Source organism: Ferdinandcohnia sp. Marseille-Q9671, from assembly GCF_976954385.1.
The window spans coordinates 1,698,104-1,717,637 of record NZ_CDRJTA010000001.1; the positions used below are offsets into that span (position 1 = coordinate 1,698,104).

At 34.5% G+C, this 19,534-nt stretch carries 18 protein-coding genes, 1 pseudogene and 1 riboswitch; of the genes and pseudogenes, 8 read left to right on the forward strand and 11 right to left on the reverse strand.

Annotated elements, in window-relative coordinates:
- Positions 1-70 precede the first annotated feature (70 nt).
- Positions 71-1,465: an O-antigen ligase family protein gene (locus tag ACWNMY_RS08690; RefSeq protein WP_449537833.1), complete on the forward strand. Its 1,395-nt coding sequence runs from the start codon at positions 71-73 to the stop codon at positions 1,463-1,465.
- Positions 1,466-1,600: 135 nt separating this feature from the next.
- Positions 1,601-3,712: an LTA synthase family protein gene (locus ACWNMY_RS08695; protein WP_449537834.1), complete on the forward strand. Its 2,112-nt coding sequence runs from the start codon at positions 1,601-1,603 to the stop codon at positions 3,710-3,712.
- Positions 3,713-3,777: 65 nt separating this feature from the next.
- On the opposite strand, the gene wecB is transcribed toward ACWNMY_RS08695, so the two are convergent.
- The 4 genes from wecB to ACWNMY_RS08715 form a co-directional block, all read right to left on the reverse strand.
- Positions 3,778-4,920, reverse strand: a complete 1,143-nt coding sequence (wecB, locus tag ACWNMY_RS08700; RefSeq protein WP_449537835.1) for a non-hydrolyzing UDP-N-acetylglucosamine 2-epimerase — start codon at positions 4,918-4,920, stop codon at positions 3,778-3,780.
- Positions 4,921-5,003: 83 nt separating this feature from the next.
- Entirely contained in the window at positions 5,004-5,885 is an 882-nt protein-coding gene (gene galU / locus ACWNMY_RS08705) for a UTP--glucose-1-phosphate uridylyltransferase GalU (protein ID WP_449537836.1), read from the reverse strand.
- 287 nt (positions 5,886-6,172) lie between these two features.
- Positions 6,173-6,967: an SGNH/GDSL hydrolase family protein gene (locus tag ACWNMY_RS08710; RefSeq protein ID WP_449537837.1), complete on the reverse strand. Its 795-nt coding sequence runs from the start codon at positions 6,965-6,967 to the stop codon at positions 6,173-6,175.
- A 157-nt stretch (positions 6,968-7,124) separates the two neighbouring features.
- The gene (locus ACWNMY_RS08715) at positions 7,125-9,143 is read right to left on the reverse strand and encodes a penicillin-binding transpeptidase domain-containing protein (RefSeq protein WP_449537838.1); all 2,019 of its coding nucleotides are present in this window, start codon (positions 9,141-9,143) and stop codon (positions 7,125-7,127) included.
- 154 nt (positions 9,144-9,297) lie between these two features.
- Between ACWNMY_RS08715 and tagU the strand changes: the two genes are divergently transcribed.
- The 4 genes from tagU (at position 9,298) to ACWNMY_RS08735 (ending at position 12,373) form a co-directional block, all read left to right on the forward strand.
- Positions 9,298-10,254, forward strand: coding sequence for a polyisoprenyl-teichoic acid--peptidoglycan teichoic acid transferase TagU (gene tagU / locus ACWNMY_RS08720; protein WP_449537839.1), 957 nt, complete (start codon positions 9,298-9,300; stop codon positions 10,252-10,254).
- 200 nt (positions 10,255-10,454) lie between these two features.
- Entirely contained in the window at positions 10,455-11,021 is a 567-nt protein-coding gene (locus ACWNMY_RS08725; RefSeq protein WP_449537840.1) for a sigma-70 family RNA polymerase sigma factor, read from the forward strand.
- The gene (locus tag ACWNMY_RS08730; protein ID WP_449537841.1) at positions 10,996-12,051 is read left to right on the forward strand and encodes a hypothetical protein; all 1,056 of its coding nucleotides are present in this window, start codon (positions 10,996-10,998) and stop codon (positions 12,049-12,051) included. The genes ACWNMY_RS08725 and ACWNMY_RS08730 overlap by 26 nt, the downstream gene beginning before the upstream one ends.
- 118 nt (positions 12,052-12,169) lie before the next feature.
- Positions 12,170-12,373, forward strand: coding sequence for a transposase (locus ACWNMY_RS08735; RefSeq protein ID WP_449537842.1), 204 nt, complete (start codon positions 12,170-12,172; stop codon positions 12,371-12,373).
- A gap of 274 nt (positions 12,374-12,647) precedes the next feature.
- Here ACWNMY_RS08735 and ACWNMY_RS08740 read toward each other — a convergent pair whose 3' ends face one another.
- From ACWNMY_RS08740 to ACWNMY_RS08750, 3 genes and pseudogenes are all read right to left on the reverse strand, one after another.
- Positions 12,648-14,222 (reverse strand): LTA synthase family protein, encoded by a 1,575-nt coding sequence (locus tag ACWNMY_RS08740; protein ID WP_449537843.1) that lies wholly within the window; start codon positions 14,220-14,222, stop codon positions 12,648-12,650.
- Positions 14,203-14,526 carry a hypothetical protein gene (locus tag ACWNMY_RS08745; protein ID WP_449537844.1) on the reverse strand — a complete coding sequence of 108 codons (324 nt, stop codon included), beginning with the start codon at positions 14,524-14,526 and terminating at the stop codon, positions 14,203-14,205. Before ACWNMY_RS08745 ends, ACWNMY_RS08740 begins: the two co-directional genes overlap by 20 nt.
- A 672-nt stretch (positions 14,527-15,198) precedes the next feature.
- Positions 15,199-15,717 (reverse strand): annotated as a pseudogene (locus ACWNMY_RS08750) (peptidoglycan recognition protein family protein); the annotation flags it as partial.
- Between the two features lie 257 nt (positions 15,718-15,974).
- A riboswitch (cyclic di-GMP riboswitch) is annotated at positions 15,975-16,061 on the forward strand.
- Positions 16,062-16,081: 20 nt separating this feature from the next.
- On the opposite strand from ACWNMY_RS08750, the gene ACWNMY_RS08755 reads away from it, so the two are divergent.
- Positions 16,082-16,213, forward strand: coding sequence for a hypothetical protein (locus ACWNMY_RS08755; RefSeq protein WP_449537845.1), 132 nt, complete (start codon positions 16,082-16,084; stop codon positions 16,211-16,213).
- 473 nt (positions 16,214-16,686) lie between these two features.
- Here the strand turns inward: ACWNMY_RS08755 and ACWNMY_RS08760 are convergent, their stop codons facing one another.
- Genes ACWNMY_RS08760 through ACWNMY_RS08770 form a run of 3 tightly spaced genes read right to left on the reverse strand, consistent with a single transcriptional unit; the run spans position 16,687 to position 17,610 of the window.
- The gene (locus tag ACWNMY_RS08760) at positions 16,687-16,971 is read right to left on the reverse strand and encodes a hypothetical protein (protein WP_449537846.1); all 285 of its coding nucleotides are present in this window, start codon (positions 16,969-16,971) and stop codon (positions 16,687-16,689) included.
- A 51-nt stretch (positions 16,972-17,022) separates the two neighbouring features.
- Entirely contained in the window at positions 17,023-17,310 is a 288-nt protein-coding gene (locus ACWNMY_RS08765) for a hypothetical protein (RefSeq protein ID WP_449537847.1), read from the reverse strand.
- A gap of 15 nt (positions 17,311-17,325) precedes the next feature.
- Positions 17,326-17,610, reverse strand: a complete 285-nt coding sequence (locus ACWNMY_RS08770; RefSeq protein ID WP_449537848.1) for a hypothetical protein — start codon at positions 17,608-17,610, stop codon at positions 17,326-17,328.
- 232 nt (positions 17,611-17,842) lie between these two features.
- Between ACWNMY_RS08770 and ACWNMY_RS08775 the strand changes: the two genes are divergently transcribed.
- Complete coding sequence (locus ACWNMY_RS08775; protein ID WP_449537849.1) at positions 17,843-18,682, forward strand: DUF1836 domain-containing protein; 840 nt, start codon at positions 17,843-17,845, stop codon at positions 18,680-18,682.
- Between the two features lie 231 nt (positions 18,683-18,913).
- On the opposite strand, the gene ACWNMY_RS08780 is transcribed toward ACWNMY_RS08775, so the two are convergent.
- Positions 18,914-19,462, reverse strand: a complete 549-nt coding sequence (locus tag ACWNMY_RS08780; protein WP_449537850.1) for a hypothetical protein — start codon at positions 19,460-19,462, stop codon at positions 18,914-18,916.
- Positions 19,463-19,534: the final 72 nt, after the last annotated feature.

The window sequence follows — 19,534 nt, forward strand, 5'->3', positions numbered from 1 at the left end:
AGGATATACGGAATATAAAATGAAATATATTTCGGTAAAATAAAAGATGTTAGTGAGGTTAGATTTTTTTATGCAAGCTAAATTGGAATCCTTTACACCATACTTTGAGAAATTTCTAATATTTTTTATCATTTTGCAGCCTATATTAGATTTAATTACTTCATTATCTATTCATTTATTACAAACAGAAATTACGTTAGGGATATTAGTTAGATTTCTTGTACTTGTACTAGGCTTTTTCTATATATTGACTGTAAAGGGTGCGACCAAAAAGAAGATAATAATCTCGTATTTAACTTTACTTTCTGTATTTTTCTTAATAAATATTATTAATAACTACTTTGTAAAAGACCCAATGAGTATCACTTCAGAGGTAAAGTTTGTTGCTAAAACTGGATACTTTATTTTTATCCTATTTACTTATTTATTCTTATTTAAGAGAATTCGTAGTACCAACAAGGACTGGGAATCCCTTATACAGAAGAATTTTGTTTTTGCAATGAATATTATCGGTGCTGTCATGGTGATATCAGCAATTACTGGGACTGCATTTAACAGTTATATAAAGGATAAAACTGGACATGTTGGCTGGTTTTTTGCCGGAAATGAATTAGGTGCCATAATGGCAATTTCTTTTGGAATTGTTATTTTGTACGCTATACGAAAGACTACTTCTTTTCAAAATATATACACCTGGGTACCTGTACTTTTAGTTATGTATTCACTTTTAGCAGTTGGAACAAAAGTTGGTTATGTTACTGTATTATTAATGTTACTAATCAGTTTATTTGTCCTTATTGTTGAAAAATTCAGGGATAAAAGAGCAGGAAAAATTAATTTAGTAATTCTTCTACTATTAATTGCTGGTTTTGCAGTTTACACTCCCTTTTCACCAATTGCTGAAAATACAAATATTCATTTAAATTTAATCAACGAACAAAATCAAACACAGGAACAACCAGAAACTGATCCTAATCATACTGCAAATAAGCCACACAAACCAAGTAATGATAAGACAGAACAACATCTAGGTAACAAGGAAATTGAAAATTTACTACTTAGTGGAAGAGGTACCTATCTTGAGGAGCATAAGCAATTCTTTAATGAGGCTGGAATATCACAAAAGTTATTTGGCCTAGGCTTCGGTGGCAACTATGAGACAGAGGCTAAAATGATTGAAATGGATTTCCACGATCTATTTTATTCCTTTGGTATTGTGGGGACAATTCTGTACCTTTTACCAATACTTTATTTTGGAATTAAGGTTTTCTTATTATTTATTCGAAAGATATCGATTCATTTTAATATTTCAAATGCTTTAATCGCTTCAGGTATCGTTATTGGTCTTGGTATTGCATATTCTGCAGGGCATGTACTAACCGCACCTGCTGTAAGCATTTATCTAGCCATACTGATAGCATATCTCGTAACTAGACTTGAAAAAGACTCAGATACAATTCTATAAAAACGTAGCACCGGTACTTACCGGTGCAGTTTTTCATATATCCCATTTTATACCAATGTACGTTTTGTGGAAAAGCGTGTTAAAAATACGATAATATGGTATGTATTAAATTTTCGTTAAAGTGAAGTGATAATAATGAATGATAAACTTAAGAACTGGTTATACGAATGTCTTATTACTGGGTTACACGCTATTCTTATTTCAATTCTAATCGAGTCAGTCCATAGATGGAGTATACTTGATGCACTAAAATGGCTATCATCCCATTCACTGGAATTTCTTTTTATTACTTTACTACTCTTTCTTCTATTAGTAACCTTTCGGATTTTCAATAAAAAGATGTACTATAGTTTGAGTTTAATCTGTCTTTTATTGTTCGGAATTCTTGCATTTGCTAGCTATACCAAACAATCACTCCGTGGAGACCCACTATTACCATCAGATTTATTACTTGTAAACGAAGCAAGGAACATGTTGGATTTCTTTTCCGAATCAATTCCATATATTTATATTATTGTAACTATACTTTTAATCATTGTATTAGCTTTTGTTATTTACAAAATACCAAAAGGAAGTAAACGAAATTTACTTCATTTTATTAGTAGTCCCTTAATATTTTTATTATTAGTTTTAATGGTAAGCCAAGAAATTAATCACACACATACTCTTATCAATAAGCTCTTTTCCATTCAAACTGACAATGAAAACCAAGTTGCTAATTATGATAAAAACGGTGTACTAACAAGTTTTATTAAGAATGTGAAAGTAAAGAACATGGATGAACCTAATAAGTATACAAAAAGAAAAATTGATGAAATCATTAATGATATTGATCGTCAACCAGAACTTAACCCTTCACCAAGGAAACCTAATATTATTGTAGTAATGAGTGAAGCCTTCTGGGATCCTACCATTATTGATTCGATAACTTTTAATAAGGATCCTTTACCAAACTTTCATGCCCTATCAGAAAGTCATACATCAGGCACAGTCTTGACCCCTGTCTTTGGTGGATCAACTGCAAATACCGAATTTGAGTTTTTAACAGGCTTATCTATGCAATTTTTATCAAATGGTTCAGTTCCTTACCAGCATAATATTGACAAACCAATACCAGCACTACCTCATATTCTTAAAAATAACGGTTACAAGACTATAGCATTACATTCATATCATAACTGGTTTTATAAAAGGTATGAGGTCTACAAATACCTTGGCTTTGATAATTTTAACAGCATAGAGTTTTTTGAAAAGCCCGAACCGGATGCAATGTATACAAGGGACACAGATATTACAAAGTTCATCTTAAATCAAATTAAACAGAGTGATACTCCTAATTTCATTTTTGCAGTCACAATGCAAAATCATGGACCATACAAGACAGATGCTAAAAAATATTATGCAAGTATGGAAATAACCGATGATCGAACAAATGGAACACTTACAAAGGACTCAACGAATATAATTGAATTTTTGGCGGATAATTTATATGATATCGATCAGGATTTTAATAAGTTCATTACAGAGCTTAATGAACTTGACGAAGAGACCATGGTTGTCTTTTTCGGGGACCATTTACCTTTGTTGGGTGACAATTATAAGGCATATAGGGAGACAGGGTATTACAAAGATGATAAAAGTTATGAGGAATATTTGAAGATGCATTCTACACCGTTATTAATTTGGGATAACTTCTCAACTGAGAAAGAGGAAATTCACTTAGGGACATCCTTCCTTGGTGCTTATATCCTGCAAAGGGCTGGCATTGAGGGGACATACTTAACCGATTTTCTTAATAATCAGAGACAAAATGGAATGTACAATATACCGCGTCTTGATTATGTTGATGACGCAAACTTAGACACACGTGATTTATTGTCCTATGAATACTTACAATATGATATTTTGTTTGGTAATATGTATGGTATTGAAAATCAATCTTCTATCCAACCAAGCAAAGAGTATCGGTTAGGAATGGTTGATCCAAAGATAAACAAGGTAACCTCAAAAGTTGAAGATGACGTGCCTTATTTATTAATAGAAGGCAAAAACTTTACTGTTGCTACAAAGGCATTCATTGACGATAATGAAGTTGAGACATATTTTGAGAATGGGGAACGTCTAAGGGCTTTTTACACCCCAAATAAAAACAATGAGGAAGTAGTCTTAAAAATAGTCGATTCAACTGGAAAATCATTAGCGAAGAGTAACACTTACAAGTTTCCCCAAAAACAAGAAACGAAATAAACACAAAAAGAACACCCTATACTCAAAATAGGGTGTCTTTTATTTGATGAGCGAGAAGGTTAGGATTATTGAAATGCCTCAGGTCGCTCATTTCTTCTGCCAAAGTGATATAAGATTGCTTGAACAATACGATAGGATGCTCTCCCATCACCATAAGGATTTGAAGCCTTGGCCATTTTATTATATTCAACTTCATTAACTAATAACTCTTGTGCTAGTGTATGAATCGTCTCTTCCTCTGTTCCCGCTAATTTCAGCGTACCCGCCTCGATACCCTCTGGTCTTTCCGTAGTATCTCTCAATACTAGCACAGGCACTCCTAAAGAAGGAGCTTCTTCTTGAACGCCACCTGAATCGGTTAGAATTAGATATGCTCTTGATGCAAAGTTGTGAAATTCTAGAACTCCTAGTGGTTCAATAAGATGAATTCGATTATTATTTCCCAGTATTTCGTCCGCAATTTCACGAACCGCAGGATTTAAATGTACAGGATATACCACTTGAACGTCATTATGTTCATTAACTAATCTTTTAATCGCATTAAACATATTTCTCATAGGTTCACCTAAGTTTTCTCTCCTATGGGCAGTTACCAGGATTAGCTTATCATCTCCAAGCTTTTCTAGAACCTCATGTTTAAATGAATCATTAACAGTAGTTTTTAGAGCATCAATTGCTGTATTACCAGTAATATATATATTACTTTTATCTTTATTTTCATTTATCAGATTCTCAAACGATTTAATTGTCGGTGAAAAATGAAGGTCTGCAATAACCCCAGTTATCTGACGATTAATCTCCTCTGGAAATGGAGAATACTTATTCCATGTTCTCAATCCAGCTTCTACATGTCCAACGGCAATTTGGTTATAAAAGGCTGCCAAGCCTGCTACAAATGTAGTCGTAGTATCGCCATGAACTAAAACAATATCAGGCTTTACTTCCTTCATAATCTTGTCTAGTCCTTCTAATGCTTTCGTAGTAACACTTACTAATGTTTGACGGTTTGTCATTACATTCAGATCAAAGTCTGGCTGTATATTAAACACCTCAAGGACCTGGTCTAACATCTCTCTATGTTGTGCTGTTACCGTTACAATTGATTCAATTTCATCAGGGTATTTTTCTAATTCAAGAATTAACGGGGCCATTTTAATGGCTTCTGGCCTTGTTCCAAATATGGTCATCACTTTAATCCGCTTTTCCACTACATAACACCTACTATTTATTTATTTAATTCAAGATCTATATTAGTAATGATAGCATTAATATTACTTGTATTCCATTGCTGTTATTTATTCTCTTTTATTATATTCTTAAAATGGTTTAGCAATTCTTCCTTTAATCCTTCTCGTTGGAGTGCAAAATCAATTGTAGCCTTAACAAAACCTAATTTATCTCCTAGGTCATAGCGGTTTCCTTCAAAGTAAAAGGCAATAACATTTTGAATTTCCGTTAAAAGTCTGATAGCTTCTGTTAACTGAATTTCACCACTTTTATCTGGAGTTAATTTATGTAAAATATCAAATATTTCAGGTTGTAGAATATATCTACCCATAATTGCTAAATTTGAGGGAGCTTGGATTGGTGCTGGCTTTTCAATAAGTGTATTTACAAAGAATATATTTTCATCAGGAATTTTCGTTTTATAACCCACTATCCCGTATTTAGTAACATCATTATACTCAACCTCTTGTACCCCAACTACTGTACAGCGGTACTTCTGGTATACTTCAATTAGCTGTTGGAGGCAAGGTTTACTAGGACTCTGGACGATATCATCTCCTAATAATACTGCAAATGGTTCATCTCCAATGAAGGTCCTAGCACAACTAATTGCATCACCTAAGCCCTTGGGTTCCTTTTGCCGAATATAATGAATATTAGCCAAGTTTGAAACTTTTCTTACATCCTCAAGTACATCCCATTTTCCCCTTTTGGTTAGTGTTTCTTCTAACTCATATGACTTATCAAAGTGGTCCTCAATAGATCTTTTTCCACGCCCACTTATGATAATGATATCCTCAATACCAGAATTAATTGCTTCTTCGACAATGTATTGGATCGTTGGAGTATCTACAATAGGTAACATTTCTTTTGGCTGTGCTTTTGTTGCAGGTAGGAACCTGGTTCCAAGTCCACCCGCTGGAATAATTGCCTTCCGTATCTTCAATATATCCCCTCCGATTATCAACGAATAGTTATTCAATACGCTATAGCTACATTCTATCATTAAACGCTTGAAATAAATTCTTCATAAAACACCTTACTATCCATTGTTTTAACAATTCTCTGAGAAAAATGCAACCTAAAACCATATTTAAGAAATAAAACTAAAGAAACCTATAGAATTTTATTCTATAGGACTAATTTTTGTATATGGAATGCTCCAATTATCTATTTTTATTTCAGTTTTATAATAATCAAACATAGTATAAATCTATGAGTTCAATTTTTATTTTATTCTGCTATAAAATATTTCACTAGGTATTGAAACCAAACCCGATGTCCCTGTTCACTCGGAACACCATCAATTAAATAAGGAGCTATGGCATCAGATTGATGGTCTGGCCAACTTTCCCAATGATTGAGATAAGTATAATTATTTTCCAAGGCATAAGTCTCTAATTTATCTACTTCATTTGGATAATGGATTGCATTATGTAGTGGATTTGCTGGTTGAAGCAAAATACTGACCTCGGGATACCCAACTTTAATTTTATTAATTATTTCAGTTAAATTTTCAAGCCTTGTTTCCAAGCGAACCTTCCCATTATCATATAGAATAAATGGCTCAAATAATAGAATATCTGGAGAAAGATCTATTATTTCTTGATATAACTCCTCTTGTAAAACCTGGTTCGAGGTTTTATCAGCAATTTCTTTGATTGTAATCTGTAAAACATCCCTACCATACGTAGTTTCTAACTTTTCCTTTAAATAAGTTGGCCAAGCATTTGGTTCTTCAGAAGTGGCACTCGAACCAGCTATTACGAAATGAACTGGATTCCCATCTTCAGTAGCAGAAATAAGCTTTGTTTGTATTTCTTCTGGTAGATTATTCGCGTACGCTTTAACTTTGATTACTTTATCTTCTTTATTTTCCTCAACTACAGTTTTTATTTTGACATCATCAGTTTTTGTAACTAGATTGGTTTTTGCAGTTGACTGAATTTTATTATTCCAATGCAACTTCCCTGTCACAACAATAGCAACAGAAAGTAGTATCACAATAATAACTAACGCCTTTTTCACTTTTTTTACCCCCATATAAAACACGACTAATTTTCTATATTATACAATATAACGTAAACTTTTTTATCCTTTTTAGGAGATTTTGTAATATTTCCTCGGAAATTGTAACTAGATATAAAAAAAGCTGACAAAAATTATCAGCTTTTTTTGTTTTTTATTAATTATTTAGTATCGATTCAAAAATAGCTTTAACTTTTGGAGTCACGTCATGGCTACCGTTCTTCACGTCTTCAATTAACATCGCAAGTAAGAGACTTGGATCTTCTGTATTTACCGCAACAAAAAATCCATTTTCCTTTCCAATCTCTTCCTTACTCTCCTTAAGCTCAGCCGTACCAGTTTTACCCGCAAGGAGCAATCCTTCTATCTTTGCATCTCTTGCAGTTCCATTTGGATTTTCCACAACTTGTACCAGATCCTCAAGTATTGTCTTCGCTGTCTCAGGTGATATAACATTTTCTTTCCACACTTCCGTTTCTGAACCATCCAATATAAGGCGTGGTTTCAAAAGGTTTCCTGAGTTGAGTAAGGGTGTATAGGTAATGGCCAGATGAACTAGATTCATTTCAAGCTGTCCCTGACCATAACCTGTATCTGCTACTAATATCTCTGAGTTTAGGCCATCGTTGGATACTTTCGATTCAAATAATGGATATTCAAACGAAAATGGCTCTTCAAACCCAAATTTCTTTAGTTCAACTTCGAATTTTTCACCACCAATAGCAAGTGCTGCCTGAGCAAAATATATATTGTCTGAGTAGATTAATGCATCTCTTAAATTTACAGGTTTTCCTGGGTCTGTTACCCTTGTAATTGAATAGCCACCCCAAGAACTATCTTTCTGCCATTGTTTGCCCTGGATATCAAGTGTTGTCTCGGGTCCAATTACTTTGTTCTCAAGTGCAATTCCTGCTGTAATTGGTTTAAAGGTAGACCCCGGTGCATATGTTGAACCAAAACGATTAAGTAAAGGTTTTAAGGGGTCTTCATTTAATTTATTCCATTCTTCGGTAGATATCCCTAAAACAAAAGCGTTTGGATCAAACGATGGACTACTTACAAGTGCTAGAGCTTCCCCTGTTAACGGATGTATTGCAGCTGCAGCACCAGCATTTCCCTGAATTTGGTCATACGCTTTAAGCTGAACATCAATATTAATGGCTAACGTAATCGTTTCGCCGTCCTCTGCGACCTTTTCTACTAATGTAATATCTTCTGCATTATTCGCTTTCTTAATATAAAGACGCGCCCCTTTTTCTCCTCTTAAACGGTCTTCTAATACCATCTCAAGACCTTTTTTACCTACAACATCCGTTTCAGTATAGCCTTTTCCCTCAAGTTTTTTTAAATCGTCTCCCGTCACGTTTCCAATATAACCAATTAAATGGGCGGTAGCCTCCTTAAACGGATAGACACGCGAATCTACCTTTTTCGAGAGTACGCCGTTAAGTTGCGTTACCTGCGTCGCAAGCTCCTGTTCCTGTAGGGAGAGCCTCTTGATTGGTACAAAATAGTCAGGTTGGACCCATGAAGCATTTAACTTTTTTTCAACTGTCTCAGGTGTTATTTTAAGTAGTTCGGCTACAGTTGCGATAGTCGTATCCTTGTTTTCTCCTAAATCCTGGGGTACTAGGCCGATTTCATAGACAAGTCCATTTTCCGCTAATTTAACACCATTTCGATCTAGAATTTCCCCTCGTATTGGAGATGTTATTGAAAGGCCAATTTCATCTCCTTCTTCCATGTTTGGAAAGAACATGGCTGGCTCCCATTTAACTGCCCATTTTTTCTCGTCATCCTTTTCTTCTAGAACAAGCGTTGCATGTTCAGAAAATTCAATGGGGCCGGCGAGCGTTTCCATCGAAAAGTCATACGAAAAAACAACCTCCCCTTTTTCATTAGGTTCGATGTTTTCTTCCGGAACTTTAAAATTAATGTTTAAGTTTTTAACATCAATATCTTTGTAAATTTTTGCGAAACGTTCTACGAATTCGACTTTTTGGACGTTTGCTTTTACATCGGAAGAAAATTGACTATATACCTTTTCAAAATCTTGCTCCTCCCAATCCCGAATAAATGCTTCAAAGCGATCCTCCGGAACAGGATCTTTTGTACAGCCTGTTAACAAAACAACACTTAATGTAAAGAATACTAGAAACGAGATGTAGCGCTTCACTTAACTTCACTCCTCCATTTTCCATAAATTCGGATTCTTTCTATATTATACATATTATAGTATATTTAGAGACTTTTCGATTTTTATTGTCTATTTTTACAAAGGGGTCTATAATTTTATAGTATTTACAGTTTCATACAAAAGGGAGATAGGTATGGAGAAAAAGAATAAGAATAGAATGAGTAAAACAAAAAAGTGGGTAATAAGTTTAGCAAGTATAGTAGGAATTGTTATTCTTGGTGTCGGAGGATATGCTCTATACCTATATAATTCTGTTGAAAATACGGTTGCGTCTATGCACAAACCAATTGAAAGAGAAAAGTCAGAGAAACGAACTGAAATAGTTGAATTCAAAGAACAAGATCCAATCTCAATTTTATTGATGGGGGTCGACCAAAGAACCGGGGACCGTGGTCGTTCAGATTCATTAATTATTCTAACTGTGAATCCAAATGAAAAGTCAACACAGATGGTAAGTATCCCTCGTGACACAAGAACTGAGATTGTAGGTAAGGGTTTCGATGATAAAATAAATCATGCGTTCGCATTCGGTGGGCCAGAAATGACAATTAATACGGTTGAAAATTTCCTAGATATTCCGATTGACTATTATGTTCAAGTGAACATGGAAAGCTTTAAGGATATTGTTGATGCAGTTGGCGGAGTTACTGTTACAAACTCGTTAGCTTTTTCTTCTGGTGGTTTTTCCTATGATACAGGCGATATTACTCTTAACGGTGAAAAAGCCCTAGCGTACTCACGTATGAGATATGAAGACCCAAGAGGTGACTTCGGACGCCAAGAGCGCCAACGTCAAATCATTCAGGCTGTTATTAAAAAAGGGGCATCGCTTTCTTCTCTACCCAAAGCAGGGGATATCCTAAATATTTTTGGTGATAATATCCAAACGAATATAACGTTTGATCAGATGATCGAGATTCAGAAAAATTATAAGACTGCTTCTTCAAAACTAGAACAAAGCCAAATTGCCGGAAGCGGAACAAGAATTGATGGAATCTACTATTATATTGTTCCAGAGGAAGAACGGATGGCATTGTCATCCAAACTAAAACAACATCTAGAATTGACAGAATCCGTAACAAAACGGTAGGGTGACAAACGTTTAGTACAAGGGGACACGTTACACTATTATAGACCCTGTAAGCATTTTGCTTATCGGGTCTTTTTTGTCATTTGGGAAAGTGCGAGATCCCTCACAAATAAACTTCTCTACTTTCAATAAAAAATCTTTTCATATTGCATTACTTTTCAACTGGGGTACGTCTAATTAGTGTATGGGGGGATGGGGGAATGAAAATTAGCGAAGATAGTATAAATGAATTGTCAAATGCGGATCTTGTCAATCAGCTCTTCGACTTGTATGGTCAAGACTTAAAACGAATTGCATTTATGTATGTAAATGACCTAACGATTTGCGAAGATATTATTCAGGATGTTTTTATTTCCTGTTATAAGAAAATATCTTCTTTCCGAAATGAATCACAATATAAAACTTGGCTTATACGTATCACAATTAACAAATGCAAGGATTATCAAAGAAAATGGAGCTTTCGAAATCTTATTTACATGCCTATCATGGAGCCTTTTATGAAATCTAACGAAACAGGAGCGGAAGATGTTTATCTAAAATCTGTTGAATCCAATCAAATTGTGGAGGCTTTTTCGAAACTTTCTCCTATTTACAAGGACATTCTCATTCTTTTTTATTATCAAGACTTATCAGTTGAGGAAATTAGTCAGATAAAAAAAGTGAAAGTGAACACCGTAAAAGCGAGATTAACTAGGGGTAGGTTTCAATTAAAGAATATACTGGTAAAGGAAGGTGTAGAATATGGATCTGTTCGATCAGAAGATTAACGAAGAAGTAAAATCATACCTTACAAGCCAAATCAAAATAGATCAAAAGGAAAAAGTCAAACTAAACGAAGCTATACTAAAAAGGAATAAGGAGCCTCGCAAATTCGGCTACTACGCTTCCATCGCCGGAGTAATTATTTTATTTATATTACTTATCACACCTATGATCAGCGATTTTAATAATAGTAACAAACCTGGTTCGAATATTGAAAGAGCAACTAACAACCACATTGAAAAAGAGAGCCATTTAACCCAAAAACAGGTACCCTATATTGAGGTGGATAAGGAGTTAGGAGAAACTGAACAGCCTCAGGAAAACACACCCGTTCACAATCCTATTGAAGAGTCACCTTCCCAAGCAATATCGAGTGATGAGGCTTTTTCTATAACGGAAAACCTATTCACCAATATCAAGCAGCTTTTCAATGAGGCTGGAGATAAGTATAAATGGAGTTATAAGTACGACAGGAATTTTGTCGAATCAGAATATGGTCCTTTCGCTCAGGAATTACGTCAGTTTGCTGCGGAAGAATTTGTACATGGTACATTATTTGAAACTGCAAAAGAGTTCTGCTACAGTGGCTGTGACCTCAAGTTTTTCCCGAATTTCTATGGTACAATCCGTCAAACCATTTCTCAACAGACGGAAAATATGGTTACACTTTCTTTCCTTGAAACACCAAATATGCTTCATTCAGGGAATATAACAAACATTACAATTCAAAGAGAAAATAATCAATGGAAGGTTTCCAACTTTGAAAGCACTGTCATGGAACTAATTGATTATCAAATTACAAGAGAAGAGGCGGATCAGCTAGTCTCACATAAGGAGGGGGTCACGTTCCAAAAGGAAGTTAAAGGTACCCACGAAAGGATATATTGGGACACTCCAGATACGACTGCCCTTAAAACCTTTGAAACCACCATCTATATTTATTACAATCCGGACGTTAATTCTTATATAGGTATTTATTCCGATGACGGCTCGATGGAAGAAAACAGCTATGTTCTTGAGGAGTATCTGAAATGACTCATTTTGTCTAATACGCTGCCATCGGATAAAGAGAACGTGTACACAAAACCCAAGGTAATTTGAACTGCACCCCAATTGTTAGACACCATCTAACAATTGGAGGTGCAATTTTTCTATGGCCAAATTTTCTGCAGAAGATAAATTACAAGCAGTTAAACGCTACTTAAATGGAAGTGAGAGTTCATCTGAAATAGCTAAATCTTTAGGGACCGATCATAAAGCAATCCTAAAATGGCTCAAACAATACGAATATAGTGGTATTGAAGCTTTTACTTTTCCCAATTTAGAATTACTTTTTTATTTTTCAGATTTTACTTAAAGGAAGACAGCAATCTTCGAGTTCCTATTTTCTGGACGATGAAGGCACCTTCCTGTTCCCCTTTAATTTTTGTTTGCAAAAAGTTATATATATGGTAAGGAGCAACTGCATCTCATCTAACTTATCTATACTATGAACGTCTTGAAATATATACCTCACAGTTTTCTTACAGACTTAGATTGTCTATCCAACTTTTACTTCTCCTCAAATTTAATACAATTATATAGGGTAGCGCACTTACTAAAGACAAGCTTTTGGATTGACCCCATGATTCTCATTTTTCTTCTTTTTCATCTGCCTGTTTCTTTAATTTATAGTAATCATCTTGTAAAATATGATGATTATAAAACTGCGAATTTTTAGCAAGCTCATCATTTACGTAATTTAAGCCAAGTTCCTCTTCCAAGGTGCTACGGTCAGAAAAGAGGTTAGTACCTAATCCTAAGCGTTCTCCTTCTATATTGACTCCCATACTGCCCAAAATGGTTGGGAACATGTCTAAATTAGTAAAGACTCTATTTTTTGACCGTATAGGCTCGACTGGCGAATTAATTATTGCATTATAAATCGTACGTTGATAGCCATCATAGGTGTATTTTTTGAAATAATCACTAGGTTGCATACTAAGATGGTCACCTATTATTACTAGTGTTGTATTACTAAAGAATTTTTGTTGCCGCAGCCAGTTGACAAATTCATCTACCTGTTTAGAGGAATAAGCAAAGACATTTTCATACTGAGTCTCATACAAATTCTCTGCACCACTCTCGACATAACCATCAGTAAAATGTGTATTTGCTGTTAGAAGTGTAAAACTAAATGGTTTTTCTTTATTAGCCAAGGAAGTTAATTCTTCTTTCGCCCATTCTAATAAATGAGAATCATCAAATCCCCACCATACCTTTTCACTTTCACGCATTTTACCTTCATTGATAGCTGTATTCAAATCAAACATTTCATAATTACCATGCATTGTGTAATAGTTTTTTCTTCCTCCGAAATTTGAATCTGAACCAAACATGGCCATTTGATTATAACCCTCTTTTTCCAAAATATCTCCCAGTGTATATGCTCCTGCTAGGAATGTTGTAGATGATGTATATGCGTTCCCGTCATCAACAGGGATTTTCAAAGGTATACCTGCTGTTGTTCCTACCAACGCCCCTACTGTCCAAGTGGTGCCATACACTGAGTAACCTCCACCTATTTTTTCTGAGTTTGAGAAGTTTACATTCTCCTTTGCCATTGTTTCTAGTTCAGGAATGACTGTGTAACTCCATCCTCCACCGTTTTCGTGGGTGATCATGGAATTTTCCATCGATTCCAAATAGAGAATAATTAAATTCCTCTTTTCTTCCGGGAAAGCAATCGTAATATTACTACCATTAATATAATGGTCATCGATAAAAGTAGAGTAGTCTCGTAAACTGCTTACATAGTTATTTACTCCCAGCATATAATAACCCGCCATAATGGTGAGTAAGAGGATAACACATGCATACAACAGGCGGAATTTGTACAAGAATTTATTAGGGAATACTTGAAAGTTAAACTCTCTATTTCTAATTATTAATTCGATTATATAATTCGTCCTTCTGTTGTTTAAGATCGGCATATATAACATACAAAAAAGCAGCAAAAATGTAAGTGGAATTGACTGAATAGCAGATAGAAATACATCACTTGAAGTCCCTTCCATACCACTTACCAAATAAAACAGCATCTCATCTATACTTTGGTCAGTAAATTCTTTACTAATATAGATAGAAAGGGAAAAAGCAAAGGCGCTTATCAGTAAAATACAAATGGTCACAATACTAATAATGGATTTACTTGTTTTCTTTTTCATAAACTGAATCAACCTTAATTTTCATTTTCACATTCAGCTCTATAAAACGATAAATTGTGACAAGTAAGATTGCTATACACACGGCCAAAATGCAGTATTTTACTGTAAAGGACATATTAAAAATCATTGGATCCTTTTTTAAAAGGATGAGAATTATATAACATATACTGTTTATACTTAAGATAAAGAAGGCTAGATGACATATCCCATCTAATACCTTAATGCTACTATTTCTAATTTTCAAGTAATAAAGAAGCGCTATAAAAGAAGGCATAATTAATGCCATTACCTCATTAAAAGTCATAATATCCCTCCGGAAAAATATACAAAGAAAACTTTTGACATAATACTACAATCGATGATTATAGTTCTTATGAAACATGTGTTAAAATGTGGTCCACCAGGTATGTATAATGTAGTATGTACCTTTACTCTGTTATGAAATCACAATCTTAGTTAAAATGCGTAATTTTTTAATCGGGAAGTGCACCTAAATAAATGCTAAAAACCCCACCTATGAATAAATGGGGTTTAGAAGTGCGATGCGCTTTTTTCTCGCTTATATTTGTGAATCAATTCTCAAATGCTCTTCAGGTATCCAACTACCTTGCCCTATATCGACCCAACCATCTTTTCGTTCATACACTAAATATGGAATAGGGTTGATTATTTTTCCTTTGAATGTTCCATTCGGTTTATTGTAATAATTCACTCCATAGCCTTCTGGATATCGGGAGGTAGCAGTATGCCTCTTGAAATCAACGTGCTCTAGGGGTACCCAAGAGCTTTTTCCTATATCCACATATCCATCATTTACAGCATACACGATATAAGGAATCTTATTTGTAATTCTACCTTTAAACCTTCCCCTTGGAGCATCGTAATAATTCACCCCATATCCATCTGGATATTTAGTGATTGCAACACCAATTCCTCTAGGTATTCCCTTTACTCTTTCCTCATTTACCCATTTGTTATAATAATTACGGACATCCTTTATAAATTGATCCCAAGTTACTCCATTCGGATTTAACCAACTTTCAGGATCTGACCGTCTTTGCGGATCCAGAACACTATGCTGAACCAAATGTTGCTCAGGTATTAATTGAAACTTATGACACAGGTATGCATGGTACCAGACATATCTGTCATATGATTGTTTAAATTCCCCTGTTCTACAAAGCTCAACCCCAATAGCAGCATCATTAGCATCATCCCCAAACATTCTATTATCTGCGGGCTTGTTGTAGTTAACGTGCCATGCCTTTTCATCAAGGGGAATAATTTCTAATATTTTTTTATCATCAATAAAGGTATGTGCAGAAGTATTAGCTGGATGACTGTTGAAATAGCGATAATGATCATCAGCATCAGCATTATCATTGAATGTCTCGTGTGCAACAACGAATAGAACTTTTTTAATCTTTTGACCAGACCTTGACTTACCGAATGAGATATATCGTCTTTCAATCTGGTATTTATCTTTTACATCCATTCACTTCTTCTCCTTTTTTAACAGAATATGCAACACGCCTTCCATTGGTACAGTTTTTACAGCAAAAACGTAAAGAAGCCTGGACTAAGATTTTTAATCGCTTTATGCTTCTTTTGCTATCTTAGAATTTCTTTTAAAATACCATCCAATTTTTATATAGTTGTTATTTTTCCGTTTTATAGCAATACAATGGTACTTTATACCTATTAACAATTCGACATAATACGACGATAATAATATAGTATTGGTTCGAATTCGTTCGATAATAGCAAAACCACTGAAAAGTGGACTACGCAAAGCTAAAGGGGCTAAAGTCCTATCGACTACGCCAGCCAGCTACCGAAGACGGGGAGGAAGTCAATTAATGAGCACATGGGTTACACCAGAAGAAATGGATCGGAAAAGAAAGAGAAATAAAATTTTCTTATATGTTTCATTTCCAATCTTAGCAATTTTAATTAGTGCAGCTACGACTCTACTTGCAAATAACTTATAAATTCATGAAAGGCCCAATAAGAATTTATTTTCTTATTGGGCCTTTCTGTTAGATATTCCTCCTTCTCCAAGTGTACAGAGGGACTGGCACTCTAGCTTTTTCATGCATCAATGTATAGGGTCACTGCTGACATATTAAAAAACTTCATTAAATCTTTATTTTAAAACAAAAGTAGATTTACAATTTAGAGTTATAATTTTATTCAAAATATAAGTCAGGAGGATTCCTTTGAGACTAATTTATCTTTTCTTGTTTGTGATCTGCTTTTTGTCTTTGGTAAGTACTCTGCTTTTTATTGTTGATAAAATTATTACTCAAACTTTTATTTATTAAATGGGGAGACCAGCATTATTTGCATATCCAACAAAAATATCCTTATAAATAGCCAAAAATAAAGAATTAAGAATTAAAGAGGCTGTTCCATTTCGTCCTATTGGACACGGAACCGGGACCTGTCTCCATTTTGAATCCCTTTACGGTTCCCGTATGTGCTCATCGCAATAGTCTTCGTCAGGTTCGGAGATTCCATCACAACCCTCAATTCTACAGGTTCTCCTTCTTTTAGGTTCATACGACGTCCAACCCCCATAATCTTCTAGAAGAAAATCATAATGTCGATCCCATTTTTCTTTACTCCACTGGTCCAGTTCAGCAGTACAACTGGGACAAAATGGTTCTTCGGTCACACCTGGGTATGAGCGTATGAGTACCTTATCCTCTTCTATTGTTTCATCACACCACCAACAATGACAGCTCATGGTTCCTTCCCCCATTCATCATATTTTCTATAAGCTTTCATACCTTGTTATTTATTCTTGGGAGGATCTTCTTTGTTTTTCCTCGGAAAACCAAGCAACCATATTCAGGTCGATGCGCTCTTCTTCGCTCGCACGATAATATTCATTTATTTTTGCTTCTATGTTTTTAATTTGCTTACCGAACGATTGTGACTCCTTAAAAAGGATATCTTGGACAACTTCAGGATATGAATGAAAACTTTGTACGTCATCTAGGATAGGTAACAACTTTTTCTCAAACTCCATTAAGGCACTTAGTTTCTTTTTTAATAAATAAACATAGTGATGCTCTATTCTCATACTCTCTCTTCCTTCCTACCAAACTTCTACTATAGGACAATGTATTGTCACCTGATTTTTATTATTAAAATACGAATACTTAAAATAATGAAATGGCTCAATCAGTCCACGTTCACCGTTAACAGGTAACACCAAACCAGTGGAGTGAATGTAAAAATCAGTATCATCCATAATACCTGGGAATTGCTCGACCAATAATTGGTATAGCAGAGTATCATTAGGAATAGCAAAGTTAGGCTCTAAATATAAAGCATACATATACGTGTCATTATATAATTCCATTAATTTATCAATTTTCACTTTTTCTTCCTCTTCTCTTTAACTTTTGTATTTTCTATAAAATCACTACTATTCTCCCCGAGTTTTTTAGTTATCGCGACACACTTATAATAATATAGTATAATTAAAATGTAAATAACAAAATAAAATTATGAAATATAAATATTACAAAATACAAAATCAGAATTGCAAAATTAATAAATTAGATTTAGAATGAGGTATAGAACTGCTGAAATTGGGATGTGAGAGAATTTTGTTATTTGCGATGGAATTTGAGGAATCTGAAATATATGATCTTCTTATATTACTAACGAAAAACAATCATGATGAATCATTAAAATTAGTAGAAAAGGCATTTAGAAGATGGTATTTAGATTTAAAAGACGATCGAATGATCGGTCCTCTTATCAATAGTCTTAAAAACATTAATGGGCGGCTAAATATACTGGATAAGGGGGATATTTCTGAAGAAGACCTAAAAGATTTAGTTAAAAGTTTTTGCCCGAATATTTTCACAGCGATATTATTCACACAAAACGAAACACTTAGATTATCGTTAAAAGAAATTGAATCTCTTATGGAGACTACACTTTTTAAGAAGTTTACAGCTACTACTGTTCAAAACTGGATACAAAAAGAACTTAAGGAAGTAATCGGACCACCAGAGCTTGGAAAAAAGTACTCCGTTAGACAAATTTCGTATCTTTTATTGGTGGATGATTTAAAAACATCAATTGGATCATACGAGATAAAAAAAATACTAAATCTATTGGATAAATATAGTGATAATCAGGAACTCCTTGTATTAAAATTAATAAAAATTTACACAAATATCGTTGAATTGAGTACACATATCCAAAAAAAGCTACTTAAGAATAAAACTATTTCAAAAGCCGAAATGGAGGAACTTTCTCTTATTCAAAATAATCCTTTACAGGTTATCAACAAGAAAATTAAAGGAAACTTCGATCATTTGAATGAAGAAATGGTTGAAAACCTTGCTCACATAACACTGGTTAGCTATCTCTCGAAGAATGCATCAATATTGAAATTTATGGCTAATGGAATGTTAGAAGATATTGATTTTGATTAAAATTGTAGACTATTATTAGTTCCTACTTAATCTGAGGGGTTGAGGTAATCTGGAATAGATTCCTGCCGTTATCATACTTCAGCGCTAGATAAACGATTGTTTGAATCCAAATTGTACGTTGATGAATACTTTCTAAAGCATAAAGCAGCGAGGGAAAACGGAATGTTCTTCCCTCGCTGCTTTGTTGTTATCTCTGGGTCAAGGAGCCTGTCCCCTTGACCCACCCTTGAACTATTCCCATTCCAGTACGATGCGGGAGTATGGGAGTGCCGTGATTTGGTAGGTTTGGCCTTGTTGGAAGATGTAGTCTTCTTGGCTTGCCACTTGGATGATAAATTCGTCTTGGTGATTGTTGTTGAGTTTAATATATTGGTAGTACTTGTCACTGAAACCTCTTGCGTTTTGGGAAGTTCTAGATTTGCGCTCAATGTAGGTTTCGATTACTTCACCTTCTGTTACGTATAAGTTATTCGCAACAACTGCCTGAATGTCGCGAACGGAAGCGACTATGGGATTTTGGATAAAAAAGTTAAGTAGTGCAAATAATAGAATTACATAGATTGCTTTTTTGATAACTGTACTTTTGTTTTTTTCACTCTTTGCTAGAAAAAAAGAGAGAATCATGAGAAATACTCCCGCTACAAATGGAAGTGTAAACGAGTTAGCTAAAGCAATACTGAAATAGGTAGAAGGAAAAAGAAGGGTTGCTAGCAGTAAGAGCACGGATAGAATACAAAGCGCTAGCCCTGTAAGTACTAAAATCTTTCTCAACTTCTTCATCAAATCACACCTCATTATAAAAAATTATCTTCCCATTCTTTAATTGAATCATTTACCACCGATGAATTCAAT

What these genes read in the sequence shown, in the direction of transcription:
- ACWNMY_RS08755 (WP_449537845.1), top strand. Translation starts at nt 16,082, where the DNA reads ATGAGCACATGGGTTACACCAGAAGAAATGGATCGGAAAAGAAAGAGA.
- ACWNMY_RS08740 (WP_449537843.1), bottom strand. Translation starts at nt 14,222, where the DNA reads ATGAAAAAGAAAACAAGTAAATCCATTATTAGTATTGTGACCATTTGT.
- ACWNMY_RS08745 (WP_449537844.1), bottom strand. Translation starts at nt 14,526, where the DNA reads ATGACTTTTAATGAGGTAATGGCATTAATTATGCCTTCTTTTATAGCG.
- ACWNMY_RS08730 (WP_449537841.1), top strand. Translation starts at nt 10,996, where the DNA reads ATGGATCTGTTCGATCAGAAGATTAACGAAGAAGTAAAATCATACCTT.
- ACWNMY_RS08780 (WP_449537850.1), bottom strand. Translation starts at nt 19,462, where the DNA reads ATGAAGAAGTTGAGAAAGATTTTAGTACTTACAGGGCTAGCGCTTTGT.
- ACWNMY_RS08725 (WP_449537840.1), top strand. Translation starts at nt 10,455, where the DNA reads ATGAAAATTAGCGAAGATAGTATAAATGAATTGTCAAATGCGGATCTT.
- ACWNMY_RS08735 (WP_449537842.1), top strand. Translation starts at nt 12,170, where the DNA reads ATGGCCAAATTTTCTGCAGAAGATAAATTACAAGCAGTTAAACGCTAC.
- ACWNMY_RS08695 (WP_449537834.1), top strand. Translation starts at nt 1,601, where the DNA reads ATGAATGATAAACTTAAGAACTGGTTATACGAATGTCTTATTACTGGG.
- tagU (WP_449537839.1), top strand. Translation starts at nt 9,298, where the DNA reads ATGGAGAAAAAGAATAAGAATAGAATGAGTAAAACAAAAAAGTGGGTA.
- ACWNMY_RS08690 (WP_449537833.1), top strand. Translation starts at nt 71, where the DNA reads ATGCAAGCTAAATTGGAATCCTTTACACCATACTTTGAGAAATTTCTA.
- ACWNMY_RS08765 (WP_449537847.1), bottom strand. Translation starts at nt 17,310, where the DNA reads ATGAGAATAGAGCATCACTATGTTTATTTATTAAAAAAGAAACTAAGT.
- ACWNMY_RS08760 (WP_449537846.1), bottom strand. Translation starts at nt 16,971, where the DNA reads ATGAGCTGTCATTGTTGGTGGTGTGATGAAACAATAGAAGAGGATAAG.